13 protein-coding genes, 4 tRNA genes and 3 rRNA genes are annotated in these 22,678 nt (G+C 45.5%); 15 read left to right on the top strand and 5 right to left on the bottom strand.

The window, feature by feature from the left end; genetic code table 11:
• Nucleotides 1-3 precede the first annotated feature (3 nt).
• From OCV24_RS11400 to mepA, 8 genes are all read left to right on the top strand, one after another.
• Nucleotides 4-1,556: ribosomal RNA gene (locus OCV24_RS11400) — 16S ribosomal RNA — on the top strand.
• Between the two features lie 67 nt (nucleotides 1,557-1,623).
• Nucleotides 1,624-1,700 (top strand) — tRNA-Ile (locus tag OCV24_RS11395).
• A 14-nt stretch (nucleotides 1,701-1,714) separates the two neighbouring features.
• Nucleotides 1,715-1,790: transfer RNA gene (locus OCV24_RS11390), tRNA-Ala, on the top strand.
• A 335-nt stretch (nucleotides 1,791-2,125) separates the two neighbouring features.
• Nucleotides 2,126-5,018: ribosomal RNA gene (locus OCV24_RS11385) — 23S ribosomal RNA — on the top strand.
• Between the two features lie 137 nt (nucleotides 5,019-5,155).
• Nucleotides 5,156-5,271: ribosomal RNA gene (gene rrf / locus OCV24_RS11380) — 5S ribosomal RNA — on the top strand.
• Together the 16S, 23S and 5S rRNA genes with 4 tRNA genes alongside form the textbook arrangement of a ribosomal RNA operon.
• Before the next feature lie 67 nt (nucleotides 5,272-5,338).
• Nucleotides 5,339-5,415, top strand: a tRNA-Asp gene (locus OCV24_RS11375).
• Nucleotides 5,416-5,449: 34 nt separating this feature from the next.
• Nucleotides 5,450-5,526 (top strand) — tRNA-Trp (locus tag OCV24_RS11370).
• Between the two features lie 574 nt (nucleotides 5,527-6,100).
• Nucleotides 6,101-6,937 (top strand): penicillin-insensitive murein endopeptidase, encoded by an 837-nt coding sequence (mepA, locus tag OCV24_RS11365; RefSeq protein ID WP_150879204.1) that lies wholly within the window; start codon nucleotides 6,101-6,103, stop codon nucleotides 6,935-6,937.
• A gap of 273 nt (nucleotides 6,938-7,210) precedes the next feature.
• Here the strand turns inward: mepA and OCV24_RS11360 are convergent, their stop codons facing one another.
• The 3 genes from OCV24_RS11360 to rdgC all read right to left on the bottom strand — a co-directional run bounded on the left by OCV24_RS11360 (nucleotide 7,211) and on the right by rdgC (nucleotide 10,025).
• Nucleotides 7,211-7,465: a YfhL family 4Fe-4S dicluster ferredoxin gene (locus OCV24_RS11360; protein ID WP_017056160.1), complete on the bottom strand. Its 255-nt coding sequence runs from the start codon at nucleotides 7,463-7,465 to the stop codon at nucleotides 7,211-7,213.
• Between the two features lie 20 nt (nucleotides 7,466-7,485).
• Nucleotides 7,486-8,904: a prephenate-dependent tRNA uridine(34) hydroxylase TrhP gene (gene trhP, locus OCV24_RS11355; RefSeq protein WP_017056161.1), complete on the bottom strand. Its 1,419-nt coding sequence runs from the start codon at nucleotides 8,902-8,904 to the stop codon at nucleotides 7,486-7,488.
• A 206-nt stretch (nucleotides 8,905-9,110) separates the two neighbouring features.
• Entirely contained in the window at nucleotides 9,111-10,025 is a 915-nt protein-coding gene (gene rdgC, locus OCV24_RS11350) for a recombination-associated protein RdgC (protein WP_086716151.1), read from the bottom strand.
• Nucleotides 10,026-10,219: 194 nt separating this feature from the next.
• Between rdgC and phoB the strand changes: the two genes are divergently transcribed.
• The 3 genes from phoB to OCV24_RS11335 are packed head-to-tail and all read left to right on the top strand — an operon-like array spanning nucleotide 10,220 to nucleotide 13,213.
• On the top strand, nucleotides 10,220-10,909 hold the full coding sequence (gene phoB, locus OCV24_RS11345) for a phosphate regulon transcriptional regulator PhoB (RefSeq protein ID WP_004735064.1): 690 nt from the start codon (nucleotides 10,220-10,222) through the stop codon (nucleotides 10,907-10,909).
• A 31-nt stretch (nucleotides 10,910-10,940) separates the two neighbouring features.
• The gene (gene phoR, locus OCV24_RS11340) at nucleotides 10,941-12,239 is read left to right on the top strand and encodes a phosphate regulon sensor histidine kinase PhoR (RefSeq protein ID WP_137007470.1); all 1,299 of its coding nucleotides are present in this window, start codon (nucleotides 10,941-10,943) and stop codon (nucleotides 12,237-12,239) included.
• A complete protein-coding gene (locus OCV24_RS11335) occupies nucleotides 12,236-13,213 on the top strand; it encodes a PstS family phosphate ABC transporter substrate-binding protein (RefSeq protein ID WP_146449472.1) in 978 nt (325 codons plus the stop codon). The genes phoR and OCV24_RS11335 overlap by 4 nt, the downstream gene beginning before the upstream one ends.
• 15 nt (nucleotides 13,214-13,228) lie before the next feature.
• On the opposite strand, the gene OCV24_RS11330 is transcribed toward OCV24_RS11335, so the two are convergent.
• A complete protein-coding gene (locus OCV24_RS11330) occupies nucleotides 13,229-14,686 on the bottom strand; it encodes a Ppx/GppA phosphatase family protein (RefSeq protein ID WP_244291742.1) in 1,458 nt (485 codons plus the stop codon).
• 112 nt (nucleotides 14,687-14,798) lie between these two features.
• Entirely contained in the window at nucleotides 14,799-16,898 is a 2,100-nt protein-coding gene (gene ppk1, locus OCV24_RS11325) for a polyphosphate kinase 1 (protein ID WP_150879202.1), read from the bottom strand.
• 202 nt (nucleotides 16,899-17,100) lie between these two features.
• Between ppk1 and OCV24_RS11320 the strand changes: the two genes are divergently transcribed.
• From OCV24_RS11320 to phoU, 4 genes are all read left to right on the top strand, one after another.
• Nucleotides 17,101-19,332 (top strand): ABC transporter permease subunit, encoded by a 2,232-nt coding sequence (locus tag OCV24_RS11320; protein WP_150879201.1) that lies wholly within the window; start codon nucleotides 17,101-17,103, stop codon nucleotides 19,330-19,332.
• 44 nt (nucleotides 19,333-19,376) lie between these two features.
• Nucleotides 19,377-21,071, top strand: a complete 1,695-nt coding sequence (gene pstA, locus OCV24_RS11315) for a phosphate ABC transporter permease PstA (RefSeq protein ID WP_017056169.1) — start codon at nucleotides 19,377-19,379, stop codon at nucleotides 21,069-21,071.
• 1 nt (nucleotide 21,072) lies between these two features.
• Nucleotides 21,073-21,891 carry a phosphate ABC transporter ATP-binding protein PstB gene (pstB, locus tag OCV24_RS11310; protein ID WP_017056170.1) on the top strand — a complete coding sequence of 273 codons (819 nt, stop codon included), beginning with the start codon at nucleotides 21,073-21,075 and terminating at the stop codon, nucleotides 21,889-21,891.
• Nucleotides 21,892-21,966: 75 nt separating this feature from the next.
• Nucleotides 21,967-22,665, top strand: coding sequence for a phosphate signaling complex protein PhoU (phoU, locus tag OCV24_RS11305; protein ID WP_017056171.1), 699 nt, complete (start codon nucleotides 21,967-21,969; stop codon nucleotides 22,663-22,665).
• Nucleotides 22,666-22,678 lie beyond the last annotated feature (13 nt).

Below are 22,678 nucleotides of genomic sequence, written 5' to 3'. Positions count from 1 at the left end.
CTTAAATTGAAGAGTTTGATCATGGCTCAGATTGAACGCTGGCGGCAGGCCTAACACATGCAAGTCGAGCGGAAACGACACTAACAATCCTTCGGGTGCGTTAATGGGCGTCGAGCGGCGGACGGGTGAGTAATGCCTAGGAAATTGCCTTGATGTGGGGGATAACCATTGGAAACGATGGCTAATACCGCATGATGCCTACGGGCCAAAGAGGGGGACCTTCGGGCCTCTCGCGTCAAGATATGCCTAGGTGGGATTAGCTAGTTGGTGAGGTAATGGCTCACCAAGGCGACGATCCCTAGCTGGTCTGAGAGGATGATCAGCCACACTGGAACTGAGACACGGTCCAGACTCCTACGGGAGGCAGCAGTGGGGAATATTGCACAATGGGCGCAAGCCTGATGCAGCCATGCCGCGTGTATGAAGAAGGCCTTCGGGTTGTAAAGTACTTTCAGTTGTGAGGAAGGGGGTGTTGTTAATAGCAACATCTCTTGACGTTAGCAACAGAAGAAGCACCGGCTAACTCCGTGCCAGCAGCCGCGGTAATACGGAGGGTGCGAGCGTTAATCGGAATTACTGGGCGTAAAGCGCATGCAGGTGGTTCATTAAGTCAGATGTGAAAGCCCGGGGCTCAACCTCGGAACTGCATTTGAAACTGGTGAACTAGAGTACTGTAGAGGGGGGTAGAATTTCAGGTGTAGCGGTGAAATGCGTAGAGATCTGAAGGAATACCAGTGGCGAAGGCGGCCCCCTGGACAGATACTGACACTCAGATGCGAAAGCGTGGGGAGCAAACAGGATTAGATACCCTGGTAGTCCACGCCGTAAACGATGTCTACTTGGAGGTTGTGGCCTTGAGCCGTGGCTTTCGGAGCTAACGCGTTAAGTAGACCGCCTGGGGAGTACGGTCGCAAGATTAAAACTCAAATGAATTGACGGGGGCCCGCACAAGCGGTGGAGCATGTGGTTTAATTCGATGCAACGCGAAGAACCTTACCTACTCTTGACATCCAGAGAATCCAGCGGAGACGCAGGAGTGCCTTCGGGAGCTCTGAGACAGGTGCTGCATGGCTGTCGTCAGCTCGTGTTGTGAAATGTTGGGTTAAGTCCCGCAACGAGCGCAACCCTTATCCTTGTTTGCCAGCGAGTCATGTCGGGAACTCCAGGGAGACTGCCGGTGATAAACCGGAGGAAGGTGGGGACGACGTCAAGTCATCATGGCCCTTACGAGTAGGGCTACACACGTGCTACAATGGCGCATACAGAGGGCAGCGAGCCAGCGATGGTAAGCGAATCCCAAAAAGTGCGTCGTAGTCCGGATTGGAGTCTGCAACTCGACTCCATGAAGTCGGAATCGCTAGTAATCGTGAATCAGAATGTCACGGTGAATACGTTCCCGGGCCTTGTACACACCGCCCGTCACACCATGGGAGTGGGCTGCAAAAGAAGTAGGTAGTCTAACCTTCGGGAGGACGCTTACCACTTTGTGGTTCATGACTGGGGTGAAGTCGTAACAAGGTAGCCCTAGGGGAACCTGGGGCTGGATCACCTCCTTATACGAAGATATTGACGATGAGTGTCCACACAGATTGATTAGGTTTAGAAAAGTTAAGAGACGATATTGGGTCTGTAGCTCAGCTGGTTAGAGCGCTCGCCTGATAAGCGGGAGGTCGGTGGTTCAAGTCCACTCAGACCCACCAATATCGACCTAGATGGGGCTATAGCTCAGCTGGGAGAGCGCCTGCCTTGCACGCAGGAGGTCTGCGGTTCGATCCCGCATAGCTCCACCATCTTTAAGTATTCTCTTAAGAGAGTCTTTAAAAATGGTTTAATTTATTGAATCAAGCTCTTTAACAATTTGGAAAGCTGACTGATTGATTACTTACGAGTAATTCAATCAAATTTAAAAGTTCTCAATGTTTATCTTTCATTAGATAAACACAACAAACACATTCAAGTGTCTTGTATTCGATTCAAACTTAGTTTGAATCACAATTGAGTCCGGCAAACAGTCATTGAGAATTAACCCTTCTTGATGACAACCAAAAACCTTGGTTAGTTGCCATACGCTTATTTGTCTTCACTTTTTAAAGTGAAAGCAAATACAAACCCTTTCGGGTTGTATGGTTAAGTGACTAAGCGTACACGGTGGATGCCTTGGCAGTCAGAGGCGATGAAAGACGTAATAACTTGCGATAAGCCCAGATTAGGTAGTAATAACCTTTTGAGTCTGGGATTTCTGAATGGGGAAACCCACGTGCATAAGCACGTATCCTGTTGTGAATACATAGCAGCAGGAGGCAAACCGGGGGAACTGAAACATCTAAGTACCCCGAGGAAGAGAAATCAACCGAGATTCCGAAAGTAGCGGCGAGCGAAATTGGATTAGCCCTTAAGCTTTTAATGATGCAGGTGAAGCCTCTGGAAAGTGGCGCAGTAAAGGGTGATAGCCCCGTAACCGACACATCATCATCAGTGAAATCGAGTAAGGCGGGACACGTGATATCCTGTCTGAATATGGGGGGACCATCCTCCAAGGCTAAATACTACTGACTGACCGATAGTGAACCAGTACCGTGAGGGAAAGGCGAAAAGAACCCCTGTGAGGGGAGTGAAATAGAACCTGAAACCGTGTACGTACAAGCAGTAGGAGCACCTTCGTGGTGTGACTGCGTACCTTTTGTATAATGGGTCAGCGACTTAATTTTAGTAGCAAGGTTAACCGTTTAGGGGAGCCGTAGGGAAACCGAGTCTTAACTGGGCGTACAGTTGCTAGGATTAGACCCGAAACCAGGTGATCTAGCCATGGGCAGGTTGAAGGTTGAGTAACATCAACTGGAGGACCGAACCGACTAATGTTGAAAAATTAGCGGATGACTTGTGGCTAGGGGTGAAAGGCCAATCAAACCTGGAGATAGCTGGTTCTCCCCGAAAGCTATTTAGGTAGCGCCTCGGACGAATACTACTGGGGGTAGAGCACTGTTAAGGCTAGGGGGTCATCCCGACTTACCAACCCTTTGCAAACTCCGAATACCAGTAAGTACTATCCGGGAGACACACGGCGGGTGCTAACGTCCGTCGTGGAGAGGGAAACAACCCAGACCGCCAGCTAAGGTCCCAAAGTATAGCTAAGTGGGAAACGATGTGGGAAGGCTCAGACAGCCAGGATGTTGGCTTAGAAGCAGCCATCATTTAAAGAAAGCGTAATAGCTCACTGGTCGAGTCGGCCTGCGCGGAAGATGTAACGGGGCTAAGCTATACACCGAAGCTGCGGCTACGTACCTTAGGGTATGTGGGGTAGGGGAGCGTTCTGTAAGCCGTTGAAGGTGGTCTGTAAGGGCTGCTGGAGGTATCAGAAGTGCGAATGCTGACATGAGTAACGATAAAGGGAGTGAAAAACTCCCTCGCCGGAAGACCAAGGGTTCCTGTCCAACGTTAATCGGGGCAGGGTAAGTCGACTCCTAAGGCGAGGCCGAAAGGCGTAGTCGATGGGAAACGGGTTAATATTCCCGTACTTCTTACAATTGCGATGGGGGGACGGAGAAGGCTAGGTGGGCCTGGCGACGGTTGTCCAGGTTCAAGTATGTAGGCGGAAAGTTTAGGTAAATCCGGACTTTCTTAACGCTGAGATACGATGTCGAGCACCTACGGGTGTGAAGTCATTGATGCCATGCTTCCAGGAAAAGCCTCTAAGCTTCAGATTGTAAGGAATCGTACCCCAAACCGACACAGGTGGTCGGGTAGAGAATACCAAGGCGCTTGAGAGAACTCGGGTGAAGGAACTAGGCAAAATGGTACCGTAACTTCGGGAGAAGGTACGCTCTTATCAGTGAAGTCCCTTGCGGATGGAGCAGACGAGAGTCGCAGATACCAGGTGGCTGCAACTGTTTATTAAAAACACAGCACTGTGCAAAATCGTAAGATGACGTATACGGTGTGACGCCTGCCCGGTGCCGGAAGGTTAATTGATGGGGTTAGACTTCGGTCGAAGCTCTTGATCGAAGCCCCGGTAAACGGCGGCCGTAACTATAACGGTCCTAAGGTAGCGAAATTCCTTGTCGGGTAAGTTCCGACCTGCACGAATGGCGTAATGATGGCCACGCTGTCTCCACCCGAGACTCAGTGAAATTGAAATCGCTGTGAAGATGCAGTGTACCCGCGGCTAGACGGAAAGACCCCGTGAACCTTTACTACAGCTTGGCACTGAACATTGAACCTACATGTGTAGGATAGGTGGGAGACTATGAAATTGCGTCGCTAGATGTGATGGAGTCGTCCTTGAAATACCACCCTTGTAGTTTTGATGTTCTAACGTTGGTCCCTGAATCGGGATTACGGACAGTGCCTGGTGGGTAGTTTGACTGGGGCGGTCTCCTCCCAAAGAGTAACGGAGGAGCACGAAGGTGGGCTAAACACGGTTGGACATCGTGTGGTTAGTGCAATGGCATAAGCCCGCTTGACTGCGAGAATGACAATTCGAGCAGGTGCGAAAGCAGGTCATAGTGATCCGGTGGTTCTGAATGGAAGGGCCATCGCTCAACGGATAAAAGGTACTCCGGGGATAACAGGCTGATACCGCCCAAGAGTTCATATCGACGGCGGTGTTTGGCACCTCGATGTCGGCTCATCACATCCTGGGGCTGAAGTCGGTCCCAAGGGTATGGCTGTTCGCCATTTAAAGTGGTACGCGAGCTGGGTTTAGAACGTCGTGAGACAGTTCGGTCCCTATCTGCCGTGGGCGTTGGAAAATTGAAAGGGGCTGCTCCTAGTACGAGAGGACCGGAGTGGACGAACCTCTGGTGTTCGGGTTGTCATGCCAATGGCATTGCCCGGTAGCTACGTTCGGAATCGATAAGCGCTGAAAGCATCTAAGCGCGAAGCGAGCCTTGAGATGAGTTTTCCCTGGCACTATAAGTGTCCTAAAGGGTTGTCGTAGACTACGACGTTGATAGGCAGGGTGTGTAAGTGCTGCGAGGCATTGAGCTAACCTGTACTAATTGCCCGTGAGGCTTAACCATACAACACCCAAGGGGTTTTGTGGACTCAAAGAGACAGACCTTGAATGCGTTTGAAGAGACTTTTATTGCTCTATTGAATAGAGAAACAGCTTTCCGAATTATTAATTGTCGCAGAGGCGTCAATTAAACAGAATTTGCTTGGCGACCATAGCATTGTGGACCCACCTGATTCCATGCCGAACTCAGTAGTGAAACACAATAGCGCCGATGGTAGTGTGGGGCTTCCCCATGTGAGAGTAGGACATCGCCAGGCTTTAAATTAAATCTTTAGGTTGACCGACCTGGAGATATGGACGCTCACTTGGTGAGTTGACCACTGCGGAGTGGTAGTTCAGTTGGTTAGAATACCGGCCTGTCACGCCGGGGGTCGCGGGTTCGAGTCCCGTCCACTCCGCCACTTATTCAGAGTTTCAGCTCTTTAAAACTGAAATAGGGGTGTAGCTCCAATTGGCAGAGCAGCGGATTCCAAATCCGCGTGTTGGGAGTTCGAATCTCTCCACCCCTGCCATATTTAAGGCTCTAGTCGAAAGACTGGAGCCTTTTTACTTTTTGGTGTTGAAACATGTCATTAGCAGAGCCGCAGATTCCCCGACTTACCAAAACAGCGCGTGTTGGGAGTTCGAATCTCTCCACTCCTGCCATATTTAAAGCTCTAGCAGAAATGCTGGAGCCTTTTTACTTTTTGGTGTTGAACATGTTATTAGCAGAGCCGCGGATTCCCCGACTTACCAAAACAGCGCGTGTTGGGAGTTCGAATCTCTCCACCCCTGCCATATTTAAGGCTCTAGTCGAAAGACTGGAGCCTTTTTACTTTTTGGTGTTGAACATGTCATTATCAGAGTCGCGGATTCCCCGACTTACCAAAACAGCGCGTGTTGGGAGTTCGAATTTCTCCACCCCTGCCATATTTAAGGCTCTAGTCGAAAGACTGGAGCCTTTTTTCTTTCCATTGTTTCAAAACTCGTTTCCTTCCATTTTCTCATTATAAAATGCCTTTTTTTCGCCAAAAATTACATTCAATACGTATATGTTTTCTGATGACGACTAGTATGAAAAGTAGAATTCATTCATTTGGAATAGTTATGAGGTTACTTTATACATCGGCTCTTATTTTTTATTCGCTTGCCGTATCGGCAACTCCGTGGGAAAAAGAAAAAAGCCCGACAAGAAACTCAACCTCATCAATAGGAAGTTATGCCAATGGTTGCCTCGATGGCGCACAGGCCCTGCCGATTAACGGGGAGGGTTATCAAATTATTCGCCCTCAGCGAGAGCGCTACTATGGCCATACTGAAGCCATTCAGTTTATTGAAAGGCTAGGTATAATTACAAGCGAGCAACTCAACACCAACTTGTTAGTTGGCGATATTTCACTACCTCGAGGGGGCCGCTTCTCATCTGGTCATTCAAGTCACCAGACTGGGTTGGATATTGATATATGGTTGAGGTTAACCAGTAAGAGGCTTACTGAGAATGAACTTACTGTCCCTAAACCTGTGAGTGTTGTGGATCTTACTAACTACAAACTGCGTAAATCTAATTGGACCGATGATCACTTTCAAGTTATTCGCTATGCAGCGAAAGATAAAAAAGTGGTGCGTATCTTTGTTCACCCTGTCATTAAACAGGCCCTTTGTGATCAAGATAGCTCTGATGTTAATGATAGATCTTGGTTAGGTAAAATAAGACCTTGGTGGGGGCATCATTCTCACTTCCATGTTCGTTTAAAGTGCCCGGAAGGCAGTTCAAACTGTATAGCTCAAGCAAGCCCTCCTAAAGGTGATGGTTGTGGGTATGAATTAGCAAGCTGGGCTCCGAAAACTGTGCCAGAGCCACACCAAAAAGTAGTGAAAAAGAAGAAAAAAAAGAAAGTTAAAGTGATGCCTAGTCAGTGTTTGGCTTTAATATCAAATCAGTAATCTGAGTTTGGTCGATCATCTAAGCGTTAATGACCCACTCGTATTTTCGTCTAAGATGTAGGGGAAATGTCACTCGATTATTTAGAGTTTATAAATACAGAATAGAACTTGTTACGTATATGAGTCGAGAGTATTTTATTTGATGTCTCTATCTCAGATGAAAATTGACGAGAATAGCTTGAGTATCAGTATGAGAAAGAGGGGGAAAGTATCTCTGAAAAGTGCTGGGTAAGAAAAGGTTCAACTCAATGATTCAGTTGAACCTTTTATCTGTCAGGTTAAGCCTTGAATGATGACAAACTTTTCAAGTAACTCGTCATCAGTTTCAATATGATTTGGGTCAGTGATAATGCATTTGGTAATGGGGCACACTGATTGACATGTTGGCTTTTCATAGTGACCTTTACACTCAGTACATAAATCAGGATCGATCTCAAAGATTCTGTCGCCCATAGTGATTGCACCATTTGGGCATTCTGGGTCACACATATCGCAGTTGATGCACTTGTCAGTTATTAGTAGAGCCATCTATCTTTCCAAAATAAACGTTATTTACCTGATGCGTTACGCGTATCTTGGCCTTTGTTCAAGTTGCGCATTAACAAACCGTACTGTAGGTCTAAATCTGTTGGTACAGGAATAAATACAAAGTGACCGTTGCCTTTCGCATCGTCTACAGCTTCAGATTTACGATTTTCCATGACTTCTAATTTGAAGACAACGTTACCTTTCGGTGTCATCATCTCTAAGCTATCGCCTAATAGGAACTTGTTCTTCACTTCTACTTCAGCTAGGTCACCACGGCGCTTGCCCGTGAACTCACCAACAAACTGTTGAGTATCAGAGATAGAGTAACCGTACTCGTAGTTTTGGTATGTGTCGTGTGTATGACGGCGTAGGAATCCCTCAGTGTAGCCACGGTGAGCTAGGCTCTCTAGCGTACCCATTAGGCTTTCATCAAATGGTTTGCCTGCTACAGCATCGTCGATAGCTTTACGGTAAACCTGTGCTGTACGTGCACAGTAGTAGAAAGACTTAGTACGACCTTCGATTTTAAGAGAGTGAACACCCATCTTCGTTAGTCGCTCAACGTGTTGGATTGCACGAAGGTCTTTTGAGTTCATGATGTAAGTACCATGCTCATCTTCAAACGCTGCCATTTTTTCTTCTGGCTTGTGTGATTCAGAAAGCAGAACCACTTCGTCTGTTGGTTTACCAAGACCTAGTGTGTTGTCTGGACGCTCATCTTGAACTTCAATGTCTTGCGTTTCTACTTCTTGAATAGCAACACCAGTAGGGTTTGCTTCAACGATCTGACCGTTTTCGTCTTCTTTCGCTGCTTCAGTTTTATATTCCCAACGACAAGCGTTAGTGCAAGTACCTTGGTTTGGATCGCGTTTGTTCATGTAACCAGAAAGTAGACAACGGCCTGAGTAAGCCATGCAAAGTGCACCGTGAACAAAGATCTCTAGTTCTGTTTCTGGGCAGTGTTCGCGAATCTCTTCGATCTCTTCAAGCGATAGCTCACGAGATAGGATTACACGCTCAACGCCTTGAGTTGACCAGAACTTAACGGTCGCCCAGTTTACTGCGTTTGCTTGAACAGAAAGATGGATTGGCATTTCAGGGAATGCTTCACGAACCATCATGATAAGACCAGGATCTGACATGATAAGCGCGTCAGGGCCCATATCTACAACTGGTTTAAGGTCGCGAATGAATGTTTTTAACTTAGAGTTGTGCGGCTGAATGTTACATACAACATATAACTTTTTGCCTTGAGCATGAGCTTCATCGATACCGATTTGTAGGTTTTCGTGATTGAACTCGTTGTTACGAACGCGAAGGCTGTAACGTGGCTGGCCTGCGTATACAGCATCTGCGCCGTAAGCGAATGCGTAACGCATGTTTTTGAGGCTTCCTGCCGGTGATAATAGTTCCGGTACAAATGGTTTTTGTGTCGTCATTGCTTCGTTCTCTAGTCTGATCTCAAGTCAGGTTGATACCACCAAGTGATATCAAAGGGGCGCAAATTTTACGCTAAAATGAGTTGGGTTGATAGCCCTAAAGATAACAATGGTATTAAGAAGAGCGCGGAGCTGGAGGAAATGCTGCAAGGTAGCTGGGAATTAAGCTCAGGTGCTGTTGACACCTGGGCTTCAAATTACATCAGTTAAGCGTTAGGTTGAGTTAACCCGCCTAATGATTCAAATAGGTTTGGTAGGAAAACACTGAATTCACCACATAGCAGTGAGAAGTCTGCATCAAAGCGCGCTGCTTGATCTTCGCGAGGAATATCGTCGTTCTCATCTTTTAGTTCGTCACTGAATTTCAGGCGCTTGATGCTGCCATCTTCAGCAAGAATGAACTCAATGCGATCTTGCCAGTTGATCAGAAGCTTAGTTACCACTTTATTGGCTTCGATGTGGTTTTTAATCTCATCAGCTTCTAGTTCTTGTTTCTTAACTCGAACGATACCGCCGTCTTCTTGGATTGATTTAAGCTCTGCTTCATCGAGCATAGTGATACCTTGAGGCGTATCACCAGATTTCACCCACTCTGTCAGAGTCGTTTCAATCGCTTGCTCTGGAATAGCAGGCACTACTGGCAAGCTACCCATTGTTTTACGTAGTAATGCTAGTACGTCTTCTGCTTTTTTGTAGCTGCTTGCATCAACCACAATGAAACCTTCTTTTGGCATGATCAGCGCGTATGTAAAATTACTGCGGCTGAATGCACGAGGAAGCAGATCAATGATGATGTCTTCTTTTAGGCTGTCTTTCTCTTTCTTTTTAAGAGGTGTTCCCGATTCTGCCTCAAGTGTTTCTACTTTTGCGTTCAGTGACTCTTTGATCACAGAAGCAGGTAGCATTTTCTCTTCTTTCTTTGCACAGATTAGAATGCGGTTTTCTGAGACGTGCGTCATCATATCGCCATGTTTGCCCATTGCGTGTACCCAACCAAATTTCTGTTTGTCTTGGCTACCACAAGGAGTAAAGCGGAATTCTTCAAGTTGTTTCTCTAGCTGATCTGCGTTGAAATCAATATCACGGTTGAAGCGATAGACTAGGCAATTTTTAAACCACATAAATATTTCTCATACCTTTTTAGAAGTGCCTCATGATATGAGATCTAATTCGATTTGTCCTTAGCTCTGTATCAAAACTTACAAAGTGAAATGTTTGAGACAGTTATATGAAAATTTGTTTTCAAAGGTCACAAAAGTGTCATAATTAACTCAGATAATGCAATGCGTTGATTACTTATAAAGGCTATTCAATTATGTCGAGAAGGATTCTGGTCGTTGAAGATGAAGCACCAATTCGTGAGATGTTGTGTTTCGTGCTTGAACAAAAAGGCTACCAAGCAGTAGAGGCTGAAGATTACGATACAGCGGTAAACAAGCTATGTGAACCTTTCCCAGATCTAGTGTTACTAGATTGGATGCTACCTGGTGGTAGCGGGATAAACTTTATCAAGCATATGAAGCGTGAAGAGTTAACTCGCAACATCCCTGTGGTGATGCTGACAGCTCGTGGTGAAGAAGAAGATAAAGTTCGTGGCTTAGAAGTTGGCGCTGACGATTACATTACCAAACCATTTTCACCAAAAGAGTTAGTCGCTCGCCTGAAAGCGGTTATTCGCCGTGTAACACCTACCGCATTGGAAGATGTGATTGATGTACAAGGTCTTAAACTAGACCCAGTCTCGCATCGCGTTACAGCAAGCGAAGGTCCCGTAGATATGGGACCGACAGAATTTAAAATGTTGCACTTCTTTATGACGCACCAAGAGCGTGTATACAGCCGAGAGCAGCTACTTAACAACGTTTGGGGTACGAATGTTTACGTTGAAGACCGCACCGTTGATGTGCATATTCGACGCCTACGTAAAGCGCTTGAATCGGCAGGTCACGATAAGCTAATTCAAACGGTTCGCGGCGCGGGTTACCGTTTTTCTACAAAAGCTTAATGTTGCTTCGCTGCAGTCTACGGAGTCCTGAATGGTTGAAAAGTTAACCTGGAAAAAGATGGTTTGGGAGCTGGTTTTTTTTTACGCACCATGGGTTTTTGTCGGATGGATATTCGGTTATTTACCTTGGTTACTGCTGGCTGCTACGGTATTGCAGCTCGGCTGGCATCTACACAATCAAATGCGTTTGTCTGCATGGTTGTGGGATGAGAAGCGTCTAACACCACCTTCAGGCTCAGGAAACTGGGAATCTCTGTTTAACGGTATTTACCGTATGCAACAGAGACAGCGTCGTAAAAGAAAAGAGTTGACCAACCTGATCCGCCGTTTTAGAAACGGTGCTGAATCTTTACCCGATGCCGTTGTGGTGTTTCGCGGTGAAGGGAATATTGTTTGGTGTAACAAGCTCGCTCAATATTTGTTGGGCTTTCGTTGGCCGGACGATTCTGGGCAACCGATCTCGAATCTGATTCGTACGCCAGACTTTATTAAATATCTGAACAAGCAAGATTTCTCTGAGCCATTAGAGATGCCTTCACCTCTGAACGTGGAGCGTATGCTTGAGTTACGTATTGTGCCTTATACCGAGGGTGAACACCTGATGGTAGTGCGTGATGTGACTCAACTAAAACAGCTAGAAGGCATGCGTCGTAACTTCTTTGCTAACGTTTCTCACGAATTGCGCACTCCAATGACCGTACTTCAAGGCTATCTTGAAATGACGGAAGATCCAGACATGATCGTCGGCCCGATGTGGACCAAGGCGCATGGTGTGATGACTGAGCAATTGAATCGCATGAACAGTTTGGTGAACCAACTACTGACTCTTTCAAAAATAGAAGCGGCGCCAATGCACGAGCTAGACGAAGTAGTCAATGTACCGGCGATGCTCGAAGTTCTTGAAAAAGAAGCCGCGAGCTTAAGTGGTGACTGTGGGCACAAACTTGAGTTTGATATCGATACGAGTTTACGAGTATTAGCCGATGAAGACCAGTTGAGAAGTGCGATATCGAATCTGGTTTATAACGCGGTGAAATACACACCACCAGGTGCTACGGTTAGGGTTCGTTGGTATCAAACAAGCCAAGGCGCGTGTTTGGATGTGTCAGACACTGGAGATGGTATTGAACCTCAGCACTTACATAGACTGACAGAACGCTTTTATCGGGTCGATAAGGCGCGCTCACGTGATACTGGCGGCAGTGGTTTAGGGCTCGCTATCGTTAAGCATGCGCTGAGTCATCATGATTCCCATTTAGAAATTCAAAGTGAAGTGGGGGTTGGTAGTCGCTTCCATTTCACGTTGCCAAATAGATTAACCGTGTCATGAGTTGTTTAATACGCAGGGTGCGTTTCTCAGTTAGTTTGTTGTTAGCATTTGCTTTGGTTCACACTGTTTATGCGGAACAGAGCGTCAAACCTCTTCCCGATTATTCCAAGGTGCCAGGTATTTCGGGGAGTTTGCTGTCGGTAGGTTCAGATACCTTAGCGGGAATGACAACGTTGTGGGTTGAAGAGTTCAAATCTTACTACCCGAACGTGAATGCTCAGGTCCAAGCTTCTGGCTCGGCGACGGCCCCTCCAGCTTTAACAGAGGGTACAGCTCACCTTGGACCAATGAGTCGTCCGATGCGCTTACGAGAAATTGAAGCGTTTGAAAGAGAGCATGGCTATAAGCCTACCGCGCTCAGAGTCGCTATCGATGCTATTGGCGTGTTCGTACACAAAGATAACCCGATCAAAGGGCTCAACTTCCGTCAGATAGATGGCATTTTCTCGGAGACTTTACGCTGCGGTGGTGTTAGGAATATCGAAAATTGGCGAGAGTTAGGTATTAAACAACCTTGGGCAAAGCATCGCTTCCAACTGTTTGGGCGAAACTCGGTGTCTGGTACTTATGGTTACTTTAAGCAGAATGCTTTGTGCGGTGGTGATTTCAAGAATCGAGTCAATGAGCAGCCGGGTTCAGCTTCTGTTGTTCAATCTGTTGCTTTGTCGATCAGCGGCATTGGATACACAGGCATTGGCTATCGTGTTGCGGGGGTGAGACAGATTCCTGTGGTTAAGACGGGTGATCAATATGTACACGCAACAAGAGAAAACATCCTAAGTGGCGCTTATCCGCTTTCGCGCTTCTTGTATGTTTATGTGAATAAACACCCAAACAAGCCGCTTTCTCCGGTCGAGCAAGAGTTCTTAACCTTTATCTTTTCTAAACAAGGTCAAGAGTTGGTGGAAAAAGACGGCTACGTTTCTATTCCTCACGAATACGCCAAACAAGAACTCGCAAAAGTAGGGCTTTAATACCCTTATTGGCAATTAGGCATTTTGGTTTTCATCAAAGCTTAGTTGCCATTCAGCATTACTCCAAAGTTCCTGTTCTGCGAGTAAGTCCGCCGCCAATAGTTTATTTTCCTCAAGCCAATCACCATCGGCACCACATATCTTCCAATGATCTTTCTCGATGACCTCAATGCGTGTTTTTAGGCGTGGAGAGTCGTTACGTTGACCATTGAGAATGATGGATAGACGTAATATGCGAATTAAGCTGATCAAGTGCTTACCCTTAAACAAATTCAGTTCAGGCATGTCTTGAAGCTTAAGGGCTTTGCGCTGGAAGCGAGCTAATATCGACATGACCATTTGTTGCTCGCTGTTAAAGCCTGGCATATTGGTATGCTCAAGAAGATACGCAGAGTGCTTATGGAAGCCTGAGAAGCTGATACTCAGTCCGACCTCGTGTAATAGAGCACTCCATTCGAGGAGTTCAAAAAGCTGACTTTTTTTCTTAATGCACAGTTCATCGCAGAGCTGATGTAAGAACTCGCTGGCTTGCTCTTTTACGCGAGTCGCGTGGTCGAAATCAACGGAGTGTTTGGTCGCGAGGTTCTCAGTGGTTCGCATGCGAATGTCCGAACGCTGAAAACGATCTTCCATCTCATACAGCAAGCCTTCACGAAGCGCACCGTCTGAAAAGTGCATCTCTTTGACTGAAAGAGCCATGAATATCGCAGTGAGAATAGCTACTCCGCCAGCAAAGACGGGTTGGCGCTCTTCAGCCAATCCTTTGAGTTTTATCTCTTCAATACTGTCGTTTTCACACAACACATCAATTAAATGGCCTAATCGTTTTTCAGTGATAATGGCATCTTCATAGCCCATTCCAACTAAGGCTTCTTTGATTGCTTTGATGGTGCCTGAAGAGCCAAGAGCCGCATCCCAGCCTTTCTTTTTATATTTAGCGGCAAGAGGTTCTAGGCGTTGTTGGGCTGCAATAATAGCCTTGGAGAAGTTCTTACGAGAGAGTTTTCCATTCGAAAAGTATCGTTGAGTGAAGCTCACGCAGCCCATCTGTTTGCTGTTGACGAGCTTCGCTTCAAACCCTTGACCGATAATCAACTCAGTACTGCCGCCGCCAATATCAATGACTAACTTGGAGTCTGACTCTGGTTGTGTGTGGGCTACGCCTAAATAGATTAGTCGTGCCTCTTCTTCCCCGGGAATCACCTCGATAGGAAATGGGAGTACCTCTCGCGCACGTTGGATAAATATATGGGCGTTGTTTGCTTGGCGAAGCGTGTGAGTAGCCGCAATGCGCACATTCTCGATTTCAAAGCCTTGTAGACGCTCGGCAAACATAGCAAGACACTCTAAACCACGTTCGATGGTTGCATTGCTTAGGTTTGATTGGTCATCGAGGCCAGAACCAAGCCGGACTCTTTGCTTATGTCGGCTGACTAGTTGTAACTCTTGTCCAATAACTTTCGCTACAACCATGTGGAAGCTATTTGAGCCTAAATCGATGGCAGCGACATGTTTGGTTGTTGATGCCACGGCCTCAAGTGGGGTGGTATTTTTAGAGTCTTCAGGCGTATTGGCCTTGATGTTTTTAGCTTGGCTCATCGTGAGATTGTTGTTCCCTAGCTTTTCGAGTCTGTTTCTCTACCTGCTTGAGGTAATCATAGATGGCGACTTGTGAGCGGCGTTTTTTACGGTTACCACGAGGGACGTAAGCGTTGCTCATCTCTTTGTCTATCCACCTTGCTTTAACTGTATCGGTAAAATGAATATTTACAATGTCGATGATGCGTTGTTTCAAACGTTCATCACGGATTGGCGCTGCGACTTCAATGCGGTGGTCGATGTTTCGTGTCATCCAATCCGCCGATGAGATGAACACCTTAGGGTCGCCATCGTTATGTGTAATCAAAACGCGTGGGTGCTCTAGGAATCGGTCGATGATACTGATGATTTCAATGTTTTCGCTGATGCCTTCTACTCCCGGAACAAGTGAGCACATACCTCGTATGATCATACGAATTTTGACTCCGGCATTGCTTGCACCATAAAGTTTGTTGATCAGCCCTTTGTCGACTAAGTTGTTCACCTTCAATGTTATTTCTGCTTTCTTGCCGGACTTGGCATTAGCAGTTTCTGTATCGATAAGACGGTAAAGATTTTTACGTGAATTACGTGGCGACACAATTAAGTGGTCAAATCTTACAGGGCGGTAAGGGTTCTCTATATACCCAAAGACATTACGCACCTCGTTAGTTAGCTCTTGATCGGCGGTGAGCAGCGAGAAGTCTGTGTAAATTCTTGCTGTCTTTTCGTGGAAGTTACCCGTACCGATATGCGCGTAATAAGTGATTTCTTCACCTTCTCGGCGGCTTATAAGAAGTAACTTAGAGTGGATCTTCAAACCTGTAGCACCAAAGATTACGTGAACGCCAGCGTCGGTTAGAATTTTTGACCATTCGATATTGGCTTCCTCATCGAATCGAGCTTGAAGTTCAACCACCACAGTTACGTTTTTCCCATTGTGAACCGCATCAATCAACGAGTTCATTAACTGAGAGTTTTTCGCTACACGATAGATATTGATCTTGATGCCGATGACTTTTGGATCAAATGAAGCCTGACGAACCAACTCTGCTATGTGATCAAAGGTATGGTATGGATAGTTTAACAAGATATCTTGATTCTTGATGGCATCAAAACTGTTATCAAACCCATCAAAGTCGGCGCATGACATAGGGGGTAACGGCTTGTTTTCTAAGTATTCACGACCTACATTCGGGAAACCAATGAAATCTTTAAAATTATGGTAACGACCACCAGGAATCAGGTTGTCGTAGTTAGAGATCCCTAATTTACCACACAAGAAATCCAGCATATTTTTCGGCATTGTGTGTTCGTAAACAAAACGCACAGGCATTGCACTGAGCCTTTGAGCGACACCTTCCGACATCTGTTCTAGCAAACTATGTTCGACTTCATGACTAAGATCGTATTCGGCATCACGTGTCATTTTCATCGCGTGACAGTTGAGTTGGTCGTATTCAAAAAAGCCTTTAAATAGGTCATCAATGCAGTATCGGATGATGTTATCAAGTAAGATGATCGTCTTGCGGCGCTTTCCTTTCTGCTCTGGAACCATGACAAAGCGCGGAAGGTGATCGGTCGGTATCTCTATGACGGCGTATTTGGATTGCTGCTCTTTTTGAAGTTCGACGGTCAGGTAGGCATATTCATCTTTTAAGAATTGAAGCACATTAATCTCTTCGGTCATCAAAAGGGGAGTGATGTGTGGAAGTACTTCTTTCTTAAAGTATTTTCTTATCCATTTCTTTTGAGGATCATTCAATTGCGTCTCGTTGACCAAGAAAATCCGTCGCCTTGCCATCTCTAGAATAAGCTCATTGTAGAGTTCATCAAAACGTTGGTTCAGCTTAAACGCTTTGGTTTGCATCTTAGTAAGCAAATGCTTTGAGTTATCGTGGATCCCACGTTCTTGGTTGATCAAAATACGACGTTTAACGTCAGAGAATCGAACTTTGTAAAACTCGTCTAGATTATTAGAAAAGATCCCAAGAAATCGCACTCTTTCGATAAGAGGCACCGTTTTGTCCGCTGATTCTTGTAAAACTCTCTCGTTAAAGGAGAGCCAACTGAGTTCTTTTTCTATATAGAGCTTTTCAGCGTTCATAATCCATCCTAGACATCTTAAAGAGTGTGAGATTACTCAAATTGTAAAAATGAGCAGAGTATGCTGTTTTTGTTACGGTATTATTTCACTCTACAGTTTCAGCAAAACTTACTATTATTTTCAGTTGTTTAATGTGAGTTGTAATATAATTGTCATGTAAACGAAATATTATGATATTAGCTCAAAAAAGGTAGATAGACAGATGACCGCAGCCGAAATTTCATTGAAAAAACGAGATAAAAAAAGATGGTTGAAAGACCGTCTTATGCGTTTTGCAGTGACGTTAGGTGGTGTGAGCGTATTGGCGGCACTGGTTCTTATCTTTATTTACCTAGCGATGGTTATTCTTCCTATCTTTGCTGACTCAAGTTTAGAGACAGATCAAAAAGTCCAACCTGTGATAGTACAAGATCCGATTGCAATGACGATCGATGAATACGGTCAACATGCTTTAGTGATCGATCGCGATGGTTCGGTAGATTATTGGACTCTTGATAATACTCAATCGACTCCATACTTCTCAGCGTCAATTATTGAAGACTCGGTTGCGTTTGCTCGAAGCGCGCCCTCAGACAATTGGTTCGCCTTTGCTAACCGCCAAGGCCAAGTGCAGTTGTTTCAGCCTAAGTTCTTAAAGCCTCTTGCCGTAAGAAAAGGTCAAGCCGATAGCCCTCGTATCAACTACCTTCAACTCAAAGGTAAACCGTTTGAATTTTTAGATGACATCGCTTTGAGTAGTGGCTTGAGCGTTGAAAAGCTAACATTTGCGACCGACAATAGTCTTTTGACGCTGGTGGCTCAGTTATCCAATAACCGCATTCTAATAAAATGGTACCAAGCGTCATTGACTGGTGAGTATTCAGAGGTTAACTCCCAATGGTTATCTAAAGAGTTTGGTCAGCAAGACCAGCTTTTAATGACGCCTAACGGGCACACTCTATATCTTCGCAACGCCTCTGATCTTACGATTCTAACCACTGAAGCGAACGAGTTCTCGGTTAGGGAAGTGATCGACTTAAGTTTAGGTGATGAGCTGCATTCCGTTAAGAGTATTGACTTGTTGTCCGGTGCTTACTCTCTGCTCGTGAGTCATTTTGATGGGCGAGTCTCTCAATGGTTTGATGTATTAAGCAATGAGAAACGTAGCTTGACTCATATTCGAGACTTTAAGTTACCTTCAGAGGTACAGTTCTTATTACCTGATACTTATCGCAAAGGCTTTTACAGTTTCTATCAGAATGGCACGATTCAAAGCCACTATACGACAAGTGAAAAGTTATCTCTGTTTGAGAAAGCTTATAAGAAGTCGCCACAACTCGCGGCCATGTCTGCAAATGAAATTCACCTCGCGACACTGAGTGATGGTGTTATTAGTCTTGCTTTAGTCGATAACCCATACCCAGAGATATCTTTTTCATCGTTATGGCAAAAGGTTTGGTACGAGAGCTACCCAGAGCCTCAATACGTGTGGCAATCCACTTCGGCAAATGATGATTTTGAAGGGAAATTCAGCTTAGTTCCTCTGACTTTTGGCACACTTAAGGCCGCACTGTTTGCGATGATGTTCGCGGTGCCCATTGCGGTACTTGGCGCTATCTACACCGCTTACTTTATGACTCCAAAGATGCGTCGAGTGGTAAAACCTTCGATTGAATTAATGGAAGCGCTACCGACGGTCATTATCGGGTTTGTAGCGGGTTTGTGGTTTGCTCCTATCGTGGAAACGCATTTAACTGCTATTGTCTCACTGTTGTTGGTGTTACCTCTTAGCACGTTGGTTGTTGGTTTAATTTGGTACTGCTTACCACACGACTGGGTGAGCCGTTTTCCTAATGGCTGGCATGCACTGATACTGGTTCCTGTGTTGATTATGACCACTGTGATCGTGCTTAACTTGGGTGGGAAAATTGAATCGTTGTTGTTTGCTGGTGATATCAAGCTCTTTTTAAACCACCATGGGATCGATTTTGACCAACGTAACGCTCTTGTGATTGGATTCGCGATGGGCTTCGCTGTTATCCCAACCATTTTTACTATCGCAGAAGACGCTATTTTCTCGGTGCCTAAGCACTTGTCGGATGGTTCTTTGGCGCTAGGCGCAACACCTTGGCAAACCCTTATTTATGTTGTGCTGCTTACTGCGAGTCCTGGTATTTTCTCTGCAATCATGATGGGGTTGGGTAGAGCTGTTGGTGAGACCATGATCGTGCTGATGGCGACCGGTAATACACCTATCATGGATTGGAATATTCTTGAGGGGATGCGAACGCTATCTGCGACAATTGCTGTTGAGCTTCCTGAATCAGAGGTTGGTAGTCCTCACTTTAGATTGTTGTTCCTAGCTGCGTTACTTCTATTCGTATTTACCTTCGCCGTGAACTCGATTGCGGAATGGGTAAGACAAAGGCTGCGAGATAAATACCGTGCTTTATAATTTTTATCAGAATCGTCAATCGCAACCAGTAAGAGAGCTTCTTCATGTTTAAGTGGATTAAATCGGGATCTCCTTGGATATGGTTAACTGGTGGTGCCGTTAGTATTAGTATGCTTTCGGTACTTGGCCTGATCTTATTTATTGGCTGGAAAGGGTTAACCTATTTCTGGCCTGCGCCCCTGTACCAATGGCAAGTGAATGAAACAGAAAGCCTTGCAAATGTGCCATTTCAGCATCAAGAGATGACAAAGAACCGTTTAATCGGTCAACTCTATGATCGTAAATACATTCCGGTTGAACAACTGTCGAATGTGCAAGATAAGAAGTTGCCGCAAGAGATTATTGATAAAGGGGTCGTTCGACGTCTTAGTATCAAAATTGCTAACCGCGAACTGTACCCTGCGGATTTCGTATCTATTCTTGAGGTGAACCTTAAAGAACCAACCACACCAGAAGAGTGGGCTGTGATCGAGCGTAGCCGCGGTGGGTACTTCTTCGGAAAGCCGGTTGGCTTTAGGAGTGCTGACGGTGTTCTAACCGATGATATCGAGAAAGAACTGGATGAAGGCTTAACTCACGCCGACACGTTGCGTGATGAAATTAAAAAGATCGTTAACCAAACGGTCCGCACAACAAGTTGGGCGTTAGAGCAATTACGTTTAGAAAAGCGTAAAAGAGAGCTCAATGACAACCTGTCAGATACAGAGCGACAAGAGCTGGAGTCTAAACGTTTGGCTTTAAGGAGTGAACTCGCCTCGGGAGAATATCAACTCGACTCTTTAAGACAGCAGCTCAACCTTGATACTCTGATTGTTGAAGATATGACGGGCAAAGTCGTTGAGATTCCGCTGAGTGAGATCTTAGACTTTTGGTTCCCAAATCAGATGACCTACCCAGAGAAAGTGCTGCATTGGTGTGAGCAGGTCTGGAAATTCTTATCTGAAAAACCTAGAGAGTCCAACTCTGAAGGGGGGGTGTTCCCTGCGATTTTCGGTACGGTACTTTTAGTGCTGATCATGTCGATTGTCGTTATGCCACTTGGTGTCATTGCCGCGATTTATCTAAATGAATACGCAAAAAACAATGCGCTAACTCGTTTGATTCGTATTGCGGTTATTAACTTAGCGGGTGTGCCATCCATCGTTTATGGTGTATTTGGTTTAGGCTTTTTTGTTTACACCATTGGTGGTTCTATAGATTCGTTGTTCTACGCGGAGCGTTTACCTGCGCCGACATTTGGTACGCCAGGCTTGTTGTGGTCGGCATTGACTCTGGCTGTGTTAACATTGCCTGTCGTGATTGTGACCGCCGAGGAAGGGTTAACGCGAATCCCGAGTTCTGTGAGGCATGGTTCTTTAGCTTTGGGGGCAACCCCATCTGAAACCTTGTGGCGTATCGTTTTACCGATGGCGAGCCCTGCGATTATTACCGGGCTTATTCTGGCTGTAGCACGTGCTGCGGGAGAAGTAGCGCCATTAATGCTAGTGGGAGTAGTGAAATTAGCGTCGAGTTTACCTGTCGATGCGCAGTTCCCGTATGTTCACCTCGACAGAAAATTTATGCATTTGGGCTTTCACATTTATGATGTGGGTTTTCAAACCTCAAACATAGAAGCGGCAAGACCACTGGTTTATGCGACATCATTTTTGTTGGTTACTGTGATTGTTGGGTTGAACCTGACCGCGATTAATATTCGAAATAACTTGCGTGAAAAGTACCGAACCTTAGGACAAGATTAAGATGTTCTCAATTAATGAAACCTTGGGCTATCAAGCGCCTTTAGATGTGCACAACCTAACTGAAGAGCAAACAGCCATCTCGATTGAAGGGCTGAACCTATACTATAAAGAAGCACAGGCACTTGATGATATCTCGATGACAATACCTAAAGGGCAGGTGACGGCGTTTATTGGTCCTTCGGGTTGTGGAAAGTCGACACTGCTTCGCTGTATTAACCGAATGAACGATCTTGTTGAAGGCTGTAAAGTCTCCGGCAAAGTGAAGTTGTACGGAAACAATGTTTATCATCCTAAGGTTGATGTAGCAACCTTAAGGCGTCGTGTTGGCATGGTATTTCAACGCCCGAATCCTTTCCCTAAATCCATCTATGAGAATGTGGTTTATGGGTTGAGGCTGCAAGGTCTGAGTAATAGTCGTGATCTTGATGATGCGGTTGAGCGTTCATTGCGTGCAGCGGCATTATGGGATGAAGTAAAAGATCGTTTGCATGAGAATGCCTTCGGTTTGTCTGGTGGCCAACAGCAACGCTTGGTTATTGCTCGAGCGGTTGCGATAGAACCGGAAGTACTTTTGTTAGATGAGCCAACATCGGCCTTGGACCCAATTTCTACTTTGACTATTGAAGAGTTAATCAACGAGCTAAAAACACAATATACCGTGGTAATTGTGACTCATAATATGCAACAGGCCGCTCGTGTTAGCGACCATACTGCCTTTATTCATATGGGGAAATTGATCGAGTACTCAGATACGGACTCAATATTTACGTCACCATTGAAAAATCAAACAGAAGACTACATTACAGGTAGGTACGGCTAACTGTTGAGTCGATGCTACCTAGAGCTAAACCACTCTATATAAACGGTTTGATTTATTTCTTTGTAAGGAGCTGATATGCATTTCGGTCGCCACATTTCAGGGCAATTTAACGTCGAATTAGAGTCGATCCGTACTCACGTACTCACCATGGGTGGGCTAGTGGAGCAGCAACTTTCATTTGCAATGCAAGCGCTTCACAGAGATGACGTTGAACTGGCTAAGAAAGTGATTCGTGACGATCATAAAGTGAATGCGATGGAAGTGTCTATCGATGAGGCATGCACGCGTATTATTGCCAAGCGCCAGCCCACCGCAAAAGACCTTCGTTTGATTATGGCGATCATCAAAACGATTACTGATTTGGAAAGAATTGGTGATGTAGCTTCTAAAATAGCGCAAGGTGCGATAGAGGCCCCCTCGGCCAAAGACCAGAAGTTTCATGTATCTTTAGAGCCTCTTTGTCGTCAAGCGATAACTATGCTCCATCAGGTATTGGATGCATTTGCACGTATGGATGTTGATGCCGCGGCTGAAGTACATAAGCTTGATGATAAGCTAGACGCTGAATACGAAGCTGTAATTCGTCAGCTAATGACTTACATGATGGAAGAGCCGCAGAATATACCTATTATCTTACAGGTTATGTGGTCAGCTCGTGCTATTGAACGAGTGGGCGACCGTTGCCAAAATATTTGCGAATATATTATCTATTTTGTTAAGGGCAAAGATGTTCGCCATCTAGGTGAACAGAGCCTAGATGACGTACTAAAATAAATTGAACTCATCT

Origin of the sequence: Vibrio kanaloae (assembly GCF_024347535.1) — a bacterium.
Classification (GTDB): Bacteria; Pseudomonadota; Gammaproteobacteria; order Enterobacterales; family Vibrionaceae; genus Vibrio; species Vibrio kanaloae.
The sequence above is the reverse complement of the archived record's forward strand: the minus strand, read 5'-3'. Positions and strand labels throughout refer to the sequence as shown.

What these genes read in the sequence shown, in the direction of transcription:
- rdgC (WP_086716151.1), bottom strand. Translation starts at nt 10,025, where the DNA reads ATGTGGTTTAAAAATTGCCTAGTCTATCGCTTCAACCGTGATATTGAT.
- mepA (WP_150879204.1), top strand. Translation starts at nt 6,101, where the DNA reads ATGAGGTTACTTTATACATCGGCTCTTATTTTTTATTCGCTTGCCGTA.
- pstA (WP_017056169.1), top strand. Translation starts at nt 19,377, where the DNA reads ATGTTTAAGTGGATTAAATCGGGATCTCCTTGGATATGGTTAACTGGT.
- OCV24_RS11360 (WP_017056160.1), bottom strand. Translation starts at nt 7,465, where the DNA reads ATGGCTCTACTAATAACTGACAAGTGCATCAACTGCGATATGTGTGAC.
- phoR (WP_137007470.1), top strand. Translation starts at nt 10,941, where the DNA reads ATGGTTGAAAAGTTAACCTGGAAAAAGATGGTTTGGGAGCTGGTTTTT.
- OCV24_RS11330 (WP_244291742.1), bottom strand. Translation starts at nt 14,686, where the DNA reads ATGGTTGTAGCGAAAGTTATTGGACAAGAGTTACAACTAGTCAGCCGA.
- pstB (WP_017056170.1), top strand. Translation starts at nt 21,073, where the DNA reads ATGTTCTCAATTAATGAAACCTTGGGCTATCAAGCGCCTTTAGATGTG.
- OCV24_RS11320 (WP_150879201.1), top strand. Translation starts at nt 17,101, where the DNA reads ATGACCGCAGCCGAAATTTCATTGAAAAAACGAGATAAAAAAAGATGG.
- trhP (WP_017056161.1), bottom strand. Translation starts at nt 8,904, where the DNA reads ATGACGACACAAAAACCATTTGTACCGGAACTATTATCACCGGCAGGA.
- phoB (WP_004735064.1), top strand. Translation starts at nt 10,220, where the DNA reads ATGTCGAGAAGGATTCTGGTCGTTGAAGATGAAGCACCAATTCGTGAG.
- OCV24_RS11335 (WP_146449472.1), top strand. Translation starts at nt 12,236, where the DNA reads ATGAGTTGTTTAATACGCAGGGTGCGTTTCTCAGTTAGTTTGTTGTTA.
- phoU (WP_017056171.1), top strand. Translation starts at nt 21,967, where the DNA reads ATGCATTTCGGTCGCCACATTTCAGGGCAATTTAACGTCGAATTAGAG.
- ppk1 (WP_150879202.1), bottom strand. Translation starts at nt 16,898, where the DNA reads ATGAACGCTGAAAAGCTCTATATAGAAAAAGAACTCAGTTGGCTCTCC.